Origin of the sequence: Streptomyces sp. NPDC005925 (assembly GCF_040638805.1) — a bacterium.
Taxonomy (GTDB): domain Bacteria; phylum Actinomycetota; class Actinomycetes; order Streptomycetales; family Streptomycetaceae; genus Streptomyces.
In genome coordinates this window covers 1-11,897 of record NZ_JBEXVL010000051.1, presented here as the reverse complement: position 1 = coordinate 11,897, position 11,897 = coordinate 1, and the positions used below count along the sequence as shown (strand labels likewise).

The window sequence follows — 11,897 nt, the reverse complement described above, 5'->3', positions numbered from 1 at the left end:
CCGCGCCGCGCCGGGGGCGGTGCTCCCGCAGAGGAGGAGCACCGCCCCCGGCCGGAGCACGCCGACGCGGCAGCACGCGGGTGGCACCGGCACCGGTGACGGCGTACGGATCAGCCGCCCGTCGTCCCGGGGACCGGTTCCGTGACGCCGTTCAGGGGGGAGTCCGCATCGGTGCCGTAGGGGCGGGTGAACATCTCCAGGCCGTGCCCTGCGGGGTCCGTGAAGTACACGCCGCGTCCGCCGTCGTTGCGGTTGATGCGGCCCGGGTGACGGCCGTGCGGGTCGGCCTGGACGGGGACCCCGTCCGCGACGAGACGGGCGAGGGCGGCGTCGAACTCGTCCTCGGAGACGAGGAACGCGTAGTGCTGAACGGGTATGTCGATGTCGACGGTCGCGAAGTCCAGCGTGACGCCGTTCGCGGTCGTCACGGGCAGGAACATCCCGGCCGGCTCCCCGACCTCCAGCCCCAGGACGCGGGCCAGGAAACGGGCGGACTCCTCCCGGTCGCGGGAGAGAACGATGGTGTGGTTGAACTCGACTGACACGGTCAATGCCTCCACGGGCATCTCCGCGGCGCCTCCATGCCTCACCCGGACGGTGACCGGCACGCGATGCCGCGCCGGGATCGTAGGCAACGCCGCCCGCGCGTGTCGAGCGGTTTCCGGCCGCACGGGCCACACGGGCCCACACGGGCCGCACGGACCGCACGGACCGCACGGACCGCACGGGCCGCACGGACCACACGGGCCACACGGGCCGCACGGGCCACACGGGCCACACGGGCCACACAGTCTGTACGAGCCGTACGGTCCGTGCCGGTCGTGCGGGTCGTACGGTCCGTGCCGATCGCGCCGGTCGCGCCGGTCATGCCGGTCGCGCCGGTCGTGCGGTCCGCCGTACGGATGGCGATGGACGGGCGGTCGCCCGGGGAAAAACGACTTGCCGGGGCCCGTCCCGCGCGGCTTGCATGACCGCATGGTGTCCTCCGACCGTCTGGCCGCCTTCGCGGCGATGTCGTTCCTGCTGATCGTGATACCGGGCCCGAGCGTGCTGTTCGTGATCGGGCGGGCGCTGGCGCAGGGCCGCCGCGCCGCGCTGACCACGGTCGTCGGGAACACCGTCGGCGCCTACCTGCTCGTCACGGCCGTCGCCCTCGGCGTCGGGTCCGTCGTGGAGCGCTCGGCCGTCGTCTTCACGGCGCTGAAGCTCACCGGCGCCGCCTACCTGGTGTACCTGGGGGTGAAGTCCTGGCGGGACCGGGGCGCACTGCGGGAGGCGTTCGCCGGTACGGTCCCCGCGCCCGTCGGTCGGCGCACCTTCTGGGAGGGCTTCGCGGTCGGGGTGAGCAACCCCAAGACGATCGTGTTCTTCGCGGCCGTGCTGCCGCAGTTCGCCGACCCGGCCCGGGGCCGGGTCGTCGTCCAGATGCTGCTGCTCGGCCTCGTCTTCAACCTCATCGCCGTGACCTGCGACAGCGCGTGGGGGCTGGTCGCGGCAGGTGCCCGGGACTGGTTCGCGAGTTCGCCGGGGCGGCTGGCCGCGGTCGGCGGAACGGGCGGGCTGGCCATGATCGGCCTCGGGGTCACGGTGGCGCTGACCGGCCGCAAGGACTGATTCCCGGGCCCGCCGCACCCCTCCCCCGGTGTCCGGCCCGCACGGTCGGTACTCCGGCGGCCGACCCGGGCCGGGGCGCCGTCGCGCGGGCGGATAGCGTGACGGCCGTGACTCACTTCACCGACGGGACCACCGACGACGCCCCCGGCCGGTACGGCCCTTCCGCCACCACCGAGGCCGCCGCCGCCTCGGTCGGCCGGGTGCGTACCGAGTACTCGCCCGCGTACGACGGCGACCCCGACCCGGGCGAGATCGTCTGGACGTGGGTGCCCTACGAGGAGAACGACGGCCGGGGCAAGGACCGCCCGGTGCTCGTCGTCGCCCGCGAGGCCGCCGGCACCCTGCTCGCCGTCCAGCTGTCCAGCAAGCGGCACGACGGCGACCGGGAGTGGGTGCCGATCGGCAGCGGGCCGTGGGACCGGTCCGGGCGGGACTCGTGGGTGGACGTGGAGCGGGTGCTGCGGCTGCACGACGACGGGATGCGGCGGGAGGCGTGCGCGCTGGACCGCATGCGGTTCGACCTCGTACGGCAGCGGCTGCGGGAGCGGTACGGCTGGAACTGAGCCGGCGCCGGGGCGCCGCGGCTGCCGCGAGCCGACGGCCGGGTACGGATCCCCGCCCGTCTATACGAACACGCGCACGAACGCCTCGCGTACCGCGCCGTCCCGTGTCCGGTCCAGAATGCCGAAGGTGACGTGCGTGAACGCCCCCGCGAAGCGGCCCTCCGCGCGCAGCAGGGCCCGGAACGCCTCCGCGACCTGGCCCGGATCGTTCTGGAAGACGCCGCAGCCCCAGGCGCCGAGGACCAGACGCCGGTAGCCGCAGGCCGCCGCCGTCTCCAGGACACGTTCGGCCCGTGCCGCGAGGGCCGCCGGCAGCTCGCCCGCACGCCGGGGCGCCGTCCGGCGGATCACGCCCGCGTTGGGGGCGGCGGCCGTCAGGAATCCGGCTGCGAACGGCTCGTCCAGCAGGTCTCCGCGGTCGTCGCGGAAGACGGGCACTCCCGGCGAGTGGATGACGCGGTCCGTGTAGAACGGGTCCCGGTGGCCGCGGTGATGGTCGTAGAACTCCCGGGCCCGGAGCAGGCACGTGTACAGCGCGGACGCGCGGCACAGGGCCTCCTCCTGGGCCTGGGCTCCGTTGAGGTAGCCGCCGCCGGGGTTTCGGGCGGAGGCGAAGTTCAGGACGGCCACTCCGGGACCGAGGCGCCGGGCGGCCTCCAGGCTGCTCTCCCCCGTGACCTCGATCCGGCACTCGCCGCGCGGCGCGTCCGGCACCGGTACCGGGCCGGGCCCGTACATCCGGGTGCCCGCCCGCGCCGCCTCGACCGCCGCCGCGATCGGCACGTCGCGCTCACCCGAACGGCCGCCCGGGCGTCCGCCGGTGCGTGCCCCGGTACGTTCCTCGCCAGGTCCGCCGGGCAGACGGTAGCCGCCCGCCGCGACGATCTCCTCGGTCTGCCGTGCGATCTCGCGCAGGCGCGTGCTCATGGCGCCACCCCCGTGGACGCCGTGAGCGCGCCCTGCGCACTCTCCCCCGTCGTGTTCATGACCGAATCCTGAGTGATGCGCGCGATCCCGTGCAACGGGGTTTCCCGGAGGCGAACGGCGCGGAAAGCCCCCGGAAACGGCCGGACGACGCAGGCGGTCGACCCCGGAACGCCCCGGTACTCACCCTTGTGCGACGCGTCGGGAACGCCTTGGGTGGGCGGATGACGCCTGCCCGGGCCGGACAACGAGGCCGGTGGCATGGTGGTACCTCAGGAGGATTCAGACATGTCCGATTCATCTGCGCCGGCCGGTGACGGTACGGAGTCCCGCACGCCCGTCACCGAGGCGGCGGCGGAGGCCCTCGTCCGGGGTATCTGTTTCAAGACCGGACCGCCCCGCAAGATCGGGGTGGAAGTGGAATGGCTCGTCCACGAACTGCGCGGACCGCGACGGCCCGTGGCACCCGGACGGCTCGAAGCGGCCTACGCCGCACTGCGGACCGTGCCCCTGCGGTCCGCGCTCACCGTGGAACCCGGCGGTCAGCTGGAGCTCAGCTCGCCGCCCGCCGGCTCCCTCATGGAGTGCGTCGGCACCGTCTCCGCCGACCTCGGCGCCGTCCGCGCGGTCCTCGGCCGGGACGGGCTCGGACTCGTCGGCATCGGCCACGATCCCTGGCAGCCGCCCCGCAGATTCCTGCACCGGCCGCGCTACGACGCGATGGAGGCCTGCTTCGACCGCGCCGGCCCGGCAGGCCGCGCCATGATGTGCACCTCGGCGTCGGTGCAGGTGTGCCTGGACGCCGGGCACGAGGAGTCCGGTCCCTTCGGCCATGTGCGGCGCTGGTGGCTCGCCCACCAGCTCGGCCCGGTCCTGGTGGCCGCGTTCGCGAACTCCCCGCTGGCGCTCGGCCGCCCCACCGGCTGGCTGTCCACCCGGCAGCTGCGCTGGACGCAGATCGGCACCGGCCGGGCCGGCGGCCCCCGGCTGGACACCGACCCGCGCGCGGCCTGGGCGCGGCACGTCCTCGACGCGCCGGTGATGTGCGTACGCCGGGGCAGCGGTCCCTGGGACGTCCCCGCGGACGGGCTCACCTTCCGCCACTGGACCCGCACGGGGGAGCCGCGGCCACCCACCCTGGAGGATCTCGACTTCCATCTGACGACGCTGTTCCCGCCGGTCAGACCACGCGGCCACCTGGAACTACGCATGATCGACGCGCAGCCGGGCGACGACGGCTGGATCGTGCCGCTCGCCGTGACGGCGGCGCTGTTCGACGACCCGGAGGCCTCCGAGACCGCCTACCGGGCCGTGAAGCCGCTGGCCGAACGCACCCTGTCGATGCCCGCCCCGCACAACCCGCTGTGGCTCGCCGCCGCCCGGTACGGCCTCGCCGACTGCGAGCTGCGCGAGGTCGCCGTCGGCTGCTTCGGGGCGGCGCTGGAGGCCCTGCCCCGGATGGGGGCGACCGAGGAGGTCACCGGAGCAGTCGCCGCGTACCTGGACCGCTGGGTCGCCCGGGGCCGCTGCCCCGCCGACGACCTGCTCGACCTGCTGTTGCCCGCGTCCCGCGACGGCGCCCCCGGGCCGCACGACGACGACGGGAAGAACCGGAAGGACGCCCGCCCATGACCGAGCCCGCGCCCGGCACCGCGACCGCGGCCACGAGGGCGACCGGCGCCGGGACCGCCCCCGGCGCCGAAGCCCTGCGGCAACGCGCCCTCGACGCCCTCCTCGCCGCCCGTGACCGCACCACCCTCCTGACCGGTTGCGTCGACGACCCGGACCTGACCGCGCAGCACTCGCCGCTGATGTCTCCACTGGTGTGGGACCTGGCCCACATCGGCAACCAGGAGGAGCAGTGGCTGCTGCGGGCCGTGGCCGGGCGGGACGCGATGCGGCCCGACATCGACGGTCTGTACGACGCCTTCGAGCACCCGCGCGCCGCGCGTTCCTCGCTGCCGCTGCTGCCGCCCGCCGAGGCCCGTGCGTACGCCTCGGACGTGCGCGGCCGGGTCCTGGACGTGCTGGAGAGCACCGCGTTCCACGGGACCCGGCTCACCGAGGCCGGTTTCGTCTTCGGGATGACCGCGCAGCACGAGCAGCAGCACGGCGAGACCATGCTGATCACCCATCAGCTCCGCACGGGTCCGCAGGCACTGACCGCGCCCGACCCGGACCCGGTGCCGCTGTACACCGGCCCGGCGGAAGTCCTGGTGCCCGGCGGCCCGTTCACCATGGGCACGTCGACCGAGCCGTGGGCGCTGGACAACGAACGCCCCGCGCACCGCCGCCGGGTGCCGTCCTTCTGGATCGACACCACGCCCGTCACGAACGCCGCGTACCAGGAGTTCGTCGAGGACGGCGGCTACGACGAGGCCCGCTGGTGGACGGCCGGGGGCTGGGCGCACATCCGGGCGCACTCCCTCACGGCGCCGCTGTTCTGGCGGCGGGACGGCGGGCAGTGGCTGAGGCGCCGCTTCGGGGTCACCGAGGCCGTACCGCCCGAGGAGCCGGTGCTGCACGTGTGCTGGTACGAGGCCGACGCGTACGCCCGCTGGGCGGGGCGCCGGCTGCCCACCGAGGCCGAGTGGGAGAAGGCCGCCCGGCACGACCCCGCCGGGGACCGTTCGAGGCGCTGTCCGTGGGGCGACGCCGATCCGGAGCCGCGGCACGCGAACCTCGGTCAGCGGCATCTGCGTCCGGCGCCCGCCGGGAGTTACCCGGCGGGCCAGTCGCCGCTCGGTGTGCGGCAGCTGATCGGCGACGTGTGGGAGTGGACGGCGAGCGACTTCCTGCCGTACCCGGGCTTCCGGGCGTTCCCGTACAGGGAGTATTCGGAGGTGTTCTTCGGCCCGGAGTACAAGGTGCTGCGGGGCGGTTCGTTCGCCGTGGACGCGGTGGCCTGCCGGGGGACGTTCCGCAACTGGGACCGTCCGGTCCGCCGGCAGATCTTCGCCGGGTTCCGCACCGCCCGCACCCCCCACCCGGGCGGCACGGACCGCCCGGCCCGCGGCGCCCGCCCGGAGCGTCCCTGATGTGCCGGCACGTGGCCTATACGGGGCCGGCGCTGCCGCTCGGGAGACTTCTCGTGGAGCCGCCGCACGCCTTGTACCGGCAGTCCTGGGCACCGCGCCGGCAGCGGTACGGGACGGTGAACGCCGACGGTTTCGGCGTCGGCTGGTACGCGGACGGCGACCCGGTGCCCGCCCGGTACCGGCGGGCCGGGCCGGTCTGGGCGGACCGGTCCTTCGCCGACCTCGCCCGCGTCGTCAGCAGCGGCGCGCTGCTCGCCGCGGTGCGGGACGCGACGCTGTCCGGTGCCGACGCGGAGGCCGCCGCGGCGCCCTTCGCGGACGGCCCGTGGCTGTTCAGCCACAACGGCGCGGTGCCGGGCTGGCCGGACTCGCTCGCGCCGCTCGTCGCGACGCTGCCCCCGGCCGACGTCCTGTCCCTGGAGGCCCGTAACGACGCGGCGTTCGTGTGGGCGCTGGCGCTGGCGCGGTTGCGGCGCGGCGACGATCCGGGGCGGGCGCTGGCCGGCACGGTCGGGGAGGTCGCGGCCGTGTCCCCGGCGTCCCGGCTGAACCTGCTGCTGACCGACGGCGCCACGATCGCCGCGACCGCCTGGGGCGACACGCTCTGGTACCGCTCGGCGGCCGGCCCGGCCACGGTCGTGGCGTCCGAGCCGCACGACGACGACCCGCGCTGGGTGGAGGTCCCCGACCGCACCCTGCTTCTCGCGAGCCGCGGCCACGTGCGGCTCGCCCCGCTCGGACGGCGGAGCGACGCCGCGGCCCACCGCCCCTCCCCCGCCTCGGCCCGCTCCGCCGCCTCCGCGCCCGATTCCGGTTCCGGTTCCGAATCCGATCCCGATCCCGATCCCGGTTCCGGTTCCGATCCCGGTTCCGGTTCCGGTTCCGGTCGGCCGGGTGGCCTCCCCTCAGCGAAGGAGCCCTGCACGTGAGTCCGTTCCTCCTCACCCGCACGCTGCCCGAGGACGCCACCGGCGCCGCGCTGCGCGCCGACGTCCTGCGGGGCCTGACCGCCACGCCCAAGACGCTGCCGCCGAAGTGGTTCTACGACGCGCGCGGCAGCGAGCTGTTCGAGCGGATCACCGGACTGCCCGAGTACTACCCCACCCGTGCCGAGTGCGAGATCCTGGCCGACCGCTCGGCCGAGATCGCCGCGGCGACCGGCGCACGCACGCTCGTCGAGCTGGGTTCCGGTTCCTCGGAGAAGACACGGCATCTGCTGGACGCCCTCGACGGGCTGCACACGTACGTGCCCGTCGACGTCAGCGGGAGCGCGCTCACCCTGGCCGGACAGGCGCTCGTCGCCGAGCGGCCCGGGCTGCACGTGCACGCGCTGATCGCCGACTTCACGGCCGCCCTGGCGCTGCCCGCGACGCCGGGGCCCCGCCTGGTGGCGTTCCTCGGCGGCACGATCGGCAACCTGCTGCCCGACGAACGCGCCGCGTTCCTGACCTCGGTGCGCGCCCTGCTGTCGCCCGGCGACGCCCTGCTGCTCGGCACGGACCTCGTCAAGGACGAGAAGGTGCTGGTCAGGGCGTACGACGACGCGGCGGGCGTGACGGCGGCGTTCAACAAGAACGTGCTGTCCGTGGTCAACCGCGAGCTGGGCGCCGACTTCCACGCGGACGCCTTCGACCATGTCGCGCTGTGGCACGCCGGGCGGGAGTGGATCGAGATGCGGCTCAGGTCACGCACGGCACAGACCGTGAAGGTGCCCGCGCTGGACCTCGCGGTCGACTTCGCGGCGGGCGAGGAACTGCGCACCGAGGTGTCGGCGAAGTTCCGGCGGGAGGGCGTGCGCGCCGAACTCGCGGCGGCGGGCCTGGACCTGGCCGGCTGGTGGACGGACGGGGCGGACCGCTTCGCGCTGTCACTGAGCACGGCGCACTGACACGGGGCGGGGCGGGGCGGGTCTGGCCCGCCGCCGGAGAGTCGTCAGTCGATCCTGGGGCTGAGGAGCCCGGTGATCCGGCGGGACGCCCGCCGGGCCTCCGCCGCGGGATCGGCGCCGGTGAGCACCTTCGTCATGTACGCCTTCAGGGGGTTGTCCGCCTCGACGTCCGCCCACTCGGGTGTGGTGGGGGTCGCCCTGCCCTGTGCGGCTCCGGCCGCCATGGCGGCGACCCCCGGCTCGCCCGCGACGGCCTTCGCGAGGGTCGTCTTGTTGGGCACGTAGTTCATGGTGCGGGCGAGTTCGGCGTTCCACTGGGCGCCGGCGAGCGCGCCCACGACCTCGACGGCACCGTCACGGTCGTCGGTGTTCGCCGGTACGACGAGGTCGGAGCCGCCGGTGAAGACGGCTCCGGGCTTGCCTGCGGCCTTGCCGGGCACCGGGAAGAAGCCCAGCTCGCCCTCCAGGCCGGGGTTCTGCTCGACGATCGCGCGGGCCAGCCCGGGCACGGCGACGATCTGGGCGACCTCGCCCTTCGCGAACACGCCGGCCTGCGGCGGATGTTCCTCGTCGGCGCCGGCCGGTCCCTCGCCGAGGGCCTGGAGCCGACGGTAGAAGTCCATCCCGCGCAGGGCCGCGGGGCTGTCCAGGGTGCCCTTCCAGGTTCCGTCGCTCTCCACCGCCAGCTCGCCGCCCTCGTCCCAGATGAACCCGGCGAGCGTGTACCAGTCCTGCCCGGCGAGGTAGATGCCCTGCCGCCCGCCGGAGTCGAGCCGCCGCGTGGCGGTGATCCACTCGTCGCGGGTCTTCGGCGGCGCGGTGATGCCGGCCTGTGCGAAGAGGTCCTTGCGGTAGATGACGACGCGGTTGGCGGCGTACCAGGGGATGCCGTAGTGCCGGGAGGACAGCCGGCCGGGGTCGGCGAGACCGGGCAGCCAGTCGCGGTTGCCCCAGTCCCGCATGGACTCCAGGGTGAGGTCGAGCAGCCGGTCCCCCTCCACGTACTGGGGGACCTGCGTGTTGCCGACCTCGATGACGTCCGGCCCGGCCCCGCCGTCGGCGTGGGTGGTGAGGGCGGCGTGCACCTTCTCGCCGATGCCGGTCCACTGCTGGATGCGGATGTCGAGGTCGAGGTCGGGGTGGGTGCGTTCGAAGTCCGCGGTGAAGCGGTCCAGGAAGTCCCGCGAGGCACTGCCCTTCATCAGCCAGACGGTGACGGTGCGCCGCTCGTCCTGCCCGCCGGGCAGCATGCCGCAGCCGCTGAGCAGGGAGGCGGTGACGCAGGCGAGGGCGAGGAGTCGGCGTCGACGTGTCACGAGGGGTCCTGTTCTGTCTTGCGGACAGGGAGGGAAAACCCGACGTGGGGGACGAGCGGGGCGCTCGCACGGGCGTGACCGGGATTTTGGTATGGACCAATGCGCCGGTCAAGAGTCGAGCACCGGGATGTACGACGCCGCGCGCTCCGCCGCAGCCTGGGGCACGGTGGAGTGACGCGCGACACACGCTGTCGGCCGCGCGCCGTCACGTCCCCGCAGGAAACGTCGCGTCACCGTGACAGCCGTCGTGGCACGCGAGAGGCGTCGCCGTGCCACGCCGGCCGTGTCACCCCGAGAGGAGCACCCGCATGTCCCACCACACGTACCGGGTCACGGAAATCGTCGGCACCTCACCCGATGGCATCGACCAGGCCGTCGGCAACGGCATCTCCCGCGCCGCGCGGACACTGCGCAACCTCGACTGGTTCGAGGTGACCCAGATCCGGGGCCAGATCGAGAACGGTGCCATCGCGCACTGGCAGGTGGGCCTCAAGGTGGGTTTCCGCCTGGAGGACTCGGAGGGCTCGTAGGTCCGTGCGGCGCGCGGGCCGGGAAGGGCACCCGGGGCCGCGGGCCCGCGGGGTGCCCACCCGTACGGCCCTGAGGGCTCGTGGAGAAAACTCCTCAGGTTCGCCCTTCGCGCTCCTGCGCCACCTTCAGCTCGCCGGACGGGACCGCCCAGCGCGCCCGTACGACGGAGAAGCCCGCCCGCTCGGCGTCGGCGCAGACCAGCTCGTCGTCGTCCACGAACACCCGGATCTCCCGGGTCCGGGCCAGCCGGCGCAGGACCTCCAGCTTGGTGCGGCGGGCCGGCCGGCGGTCGTCGTCGCGCCGCATGTGGACGCGCCCCTCGGGCAGCCCCTGGGCGGCGAGCCAGTCGAGCGTGTCCCGCCGGCAGCGCTCGGGCCGCCCGGTCAGATAGACGACCTCGCACTCCTCGGCACTCGCGCGCGCCATCGCGATGCCCTGCGGCAGCGGCGGGTCGTGCGGCGCCGCCGCGAAGAAACCGTCCCAGTCGCGCGGCTTGCGCTCCAGGAACCTCTGCCGGTGCGCGGTGTCGGCGAGGGTGTTGTCGAGGTCGAAGACGGCGATGGGGCGCCTGCTGCTGTCGGTCACACCGCCAGCCTAGACAGCGCCGCATCGCGGGGCGGGAAGGCGGCGACGCAACGGTGAGAGGGCGGGATCGTGAGGGCGGGAATGCGGTGCGGCGCCCGGCGTTGGAACCGGTGTGAGTTCCCTGACCGCGACCCGCTTCTCCGTCCTCGACCGTTCCCGCACCCGCGAGGGCCACACCCCCGCCGAGGCGCTGCGCGACACGGTGGCTCTGGCACGGGAGGCGGAGCGGCTCGGCTACCACCGCTTCTGGGTGTCCGAGCACCACGGGGTCCCCGGGGTCGCCGGCTCCGCGCCGACCGTGCTGGCCGCGGCCGTCGCCGCCGCGACCGACACGATCCGGGTCGGCACCGGCGGAGTGATGCTCCCCAACCACCGGCCCCTGGTCGTCGCCGAGCAGTTCGGGGTGCTGGAGTCCCTCTTCCCGGGGCGCGTCGACATGGGGCTCGGCCGCTCGGTCGGCTTCACCGACGGGGTGCGCCGGGCGCTCGGGCGGGGCAAGGCCGACGCGGAGGACTTCGAGACGCAGCTGGCGGAGCTCCTCGGCTGGTTCCGCGGCACCTCCCCGACGGGCGTCCACGCGCGGCCCGCGGAAGGGCTCACCGTGCCGCCGTTCGTGCTGGCCATGGGCGAGGGCGCCGCCGTCGCGGCCCGCGCGGGCCTGCCCATGGTGATCGGCGACCTCAGGAACCGGGAGCGGATGCGGCAGGGCGTCGACCTCTACCGCGCGGCCTTCCGGCCCTCCGTCTGGGCGAACGAGCCGTACGTCGTCGTCTCCGGCACGATCGCGGTCGCGGACACCCCCGAGGAGGCGCGGCGGCTGCTCGTCCCCGAGGCCTGGTCGACGGCGTACTCCCGCACGCGGGGCACGTTCCCGCCGCTGCCTCCCGCCGGCCGGGTCGAGGCGTCGGCCATGACCGCCAGGGAACGCGGCCTGTACGAGGCCGCTCTCGCCGGTCACATCGCGGGCACCGAGGAGCAGGTGGCGCACGACCTGGAGACGGTGCTGAAGGAGACGGGCGCGCAGGAGGTCCTGGTCACCACCAGCACGTACGACCGGGAGGCGCTGCTGGACTCCTACCGGCGGCTCGCCGCCCTCGTACGAGCCTGACCGCCCCGGACGCACCGCGGCCGGGAGGTCCGGGACGGGGCCGCCAGGAGGAGGGGCGGGGGCGTACCGGACGGCGCGGACCGGTGGCGTCGGGGGTTCGAGGCCCGGCCGGGGTGCCCGGCGCGCACCGGGGCGTACTCGGCGATGTGCTTGGCGGGGCCGGGTTCGAGCACCACGCCCGGCCCCGCCCGTCCGCACCGTGTCGGCGGACGTCTGCGGGCGGCGCGCGTCTAGGTGTACTCGGCCATGAGGTTGGTAACTCGCGTCGGTAGTTGATCAGGAAGAGACCTCCGGGCGTAGTGGAGATGCCTGTCTTCACCACAACCGGAG

The 11,897-nt window shown here is 74.6% G+C and carries 12 protein-coding genes; 8 read left to right on the top strand and 4 right to left on the bottom strand.

What is annotated here, in order from left to right; genetic code table 11:
• Nucleotides 1-110: 110 nt before the first annotated feature.
• Complete coding sequence (locus ABZ354_RS28295; protein ID WP_358661513.1) at nucleotides 111-545, bottom strand: VOC family protein; 435 nt, start codon at nucleotides 543-545, stop codon at nucleotides 111-113.
• A 430-nt stretch (nucleotides 546-975) separates the two neighbouring features.
• Between ABZ354_RS28295 and ABZ354_RS28290 the strand changes: the two genes are divergently transcribed.
• Both ABZ354_RS28290 and ABZ354_RS28285 read left to right on the top strand, forming a co-directional pair.
• Nucleotides 976-1,614: a LysE family translocator gene (locus ABZ354_RS28290; RefSeq protein ID WP_358661511.1), complete on the top strand. Its 639-nt coding sequence runs from the start codon at nucleotides 976-978 to the stop codon at nucleotides 1,612-1,614.
• Nucleotides 1,615-1,721: 107 nt separating this feature from the next.
• The gene (locus tag ABZ354_RS28285; RefSeq protein WP_358661509.1) at nucleotides 1,722-2,177 is read left to right on the top strand and encodes a type II toxin-antitoxin system PemK/MazF family toxin; all 456 of its coding nucleotides are present in this window, start codon (nucleotides 1,722-1,724) and stop codon (nucleotides 2,175-2,177) included.
• A gap of 60 nt (nucleotides 2,178-2,237) precedes the next feature.
• Here ABZ354_RS28285 and ABZ354_RS28280 read toward each other — a convergent pair whose 3' ends face one another.
• On the bottom strand, nucleotides 2,238-3,104 hold the full coding sequence (locus ABZ354_RS28280) for a TIGR02452 family protein (protein WP_358661507.1): 867 nt from the start codon (nucleotides 3,102-3,104) through the stop codon (nucleotides 2,238-2,240).
• A gap of 285 nt (nucleotides 3,105-3,389) precedes the next feature.
• On the opposite strand from ABZ354_RS28280, the gene egtA reads away from it, so the two are divergent.
• The 4 genes from egtA to egtD are packed head-to-tail and all read left to right on the top strand — an operon-like array spanning nucleotide 3,390 to nucleotide 8,027.
• Nucleotides 3,390-4,733 (top strand): ergothioneine biosynthesis glutamate--cysteine ligase EgtA, encoded by a 1,344-nt coding sequence (gene egtA, locus ABZ354_RS28275; RefSeq protein WP_358661505.1) that lies wholly within the window; start codon nucleotides 3,390-3,392, stop codon nucleotides 4,731-4,733.
• Nucleotides 4,730-6,139: an ergothioneine biosynthesis protein EgtB gene (gene egtB, locus ABZ354_RS28270; protein ID WP_358661503.1), complete on the top strand. Its 1,410-nt coding sequence runs from the start codon at nucleotides 4,730-4,732 to the stop codon at nucleotides 6,137-6,139. Before egtA ends, egtB begins: the two co-directional genes overlap by 4 nt.
• Nucleotides 6,139-7,068 carry an ergothioneine biosynthesis protein EgtC gene (gene egtC, locus ABZ354_RS28265; protein WP_358661501.1) on the top strand — a complete coding sequence of 310 codons (930 nt, stop codon included), beginning with the start codon at nucleotides 6,139-6,141 and terminating at the stop codon, nucleotides 7,066-7,068. Before egtB ends, egtC begins: the two co-directional genes overlap by 1 nt.
• Complete coding sequence (gene egtD, locus ABZ354_RS28260) at nucleotides 7,065-8,027, top strand: L-histidine N(alpha)-methyltransferase (RefSeq protein ID WP_358661499.1); 963 nt, start codon at nucleotides 7,065-7,067, stop codon at nucleotides 8,025-8,027. Before egtC ends, egtD begins: the two co-directional genes overlap by 4 nt.
• Before the next feature lie 44 nt (nucleotides 8,028-8,071).
• Here egtD and ABZ354_RS28255 read toward each other — a convergent pair whose 3' ends face one another.
• Entirely contained in the window at nucleotides 8,072-9,277 is a 1,206-nt protein-coding gene (locus tag ABZ354_RS28255) for an extracellular solute-binding protein (RefSeq protein WP_358661515.1), read from the bottom strand.
• 374 nt (nucleotides 9,278-9,651) lie between these two features.
• On the opposite strand from ABZ354_RS28255, the gene ABZ354_RS28250 reads away from it, so the two are divergent.
• Nucleotides 9,652-9,873, top strand: coding sequence for a dodecin (locus ABZ354_RS28250; RefSeq protein ID WP_358661497.1), 222 nt, complete (start codon nucleotides 9,652-9,654; stop codon nucleotides 9,871-9,873).
• Between the two features lie 94 nt (nucleotides 9,874-9,967).
• Here the strand turns inward: ABZ354_RS28250 and ABZ354_RS28245 are convergent, their stop codons facing one another.
• Nucleotides 9,968-10,459 carry a hypothetical protein gene (locus ABZ354_RS28245; protein WP_358661495.1) on the bottom strand — a complete coding sequence of 164 codons (492 nt, stop codon included), beginning with the start codon at nucleotides 10,457-10,459 and terminating at the stop codon, nucleotides 9,968-9,970.
• 112 nt (nucleotides 10,460-10,571) lie between these two features.
• Here ABZ354_RS28245 and ABZ354_RS28240 point away from each other — a divergent pair, with 112 nt between their 5' ends.
• Entirely contained in the window at nucleotides 10,572-11,567 is a 996-nt protein-coding gene (locus tag ABZ354_RS28240) for an LLM class flavin-dependent oxidoreductase (protein WP_358661493.1), read from the top strand.
• Nucleotides 11,568-11,897: the final 330 nt, after the last annotated feature.

Coding starts and splice junctions, on each gene's coding strand:
- ABZ354_RS28280 (WP_358661507.1), bottom strand. CDS start 3,104: ATGAGCACGCGCCTGCGCGAGATCGCACGGCAGACCGAGGAGATCGTC.
- egtA (WP_358661505.1), top strand. CDS start 3,390: ATGTCCGATTCATCTGCGCCGGCCGGTGACGGTACGGAGTCCCGCACG.
- ABZ354_RS28255 (WP_358661515.1), bottom strand. CDS start 9,277: ATGCTGCCCGGCGGGCAGGACGAGCGGCGCACCGTCACCGTCTGGCTG.
- ABZ354_RS28250 (WP_358661497.1), top strand. CDS start 9,652: ATGTCCCACCACACGTACCGGGTCACGGAAATCGTCGGCACCTCACCC.
- egtC (WP_358661501.1), top strand. CDS start 6,139: ATGTGCCGGCACGTGGCCTATACGGGGCCGGCGCTGCCGCTCGGGAGA.
- ABZ354_RS28290 (WP_358661511.1), top strand. CDS start 976: ATGGTGTCCTCCGACCGTCTGGCCGCCTTCGCGGCGATGTCGTTCCTG.
- egtB (WP_358661503.1), top strand. CDS start 4,730: ATGACCGAGCCCGCGCCCGGCACCGCGACCGCGGCCACGAGGGCGACC.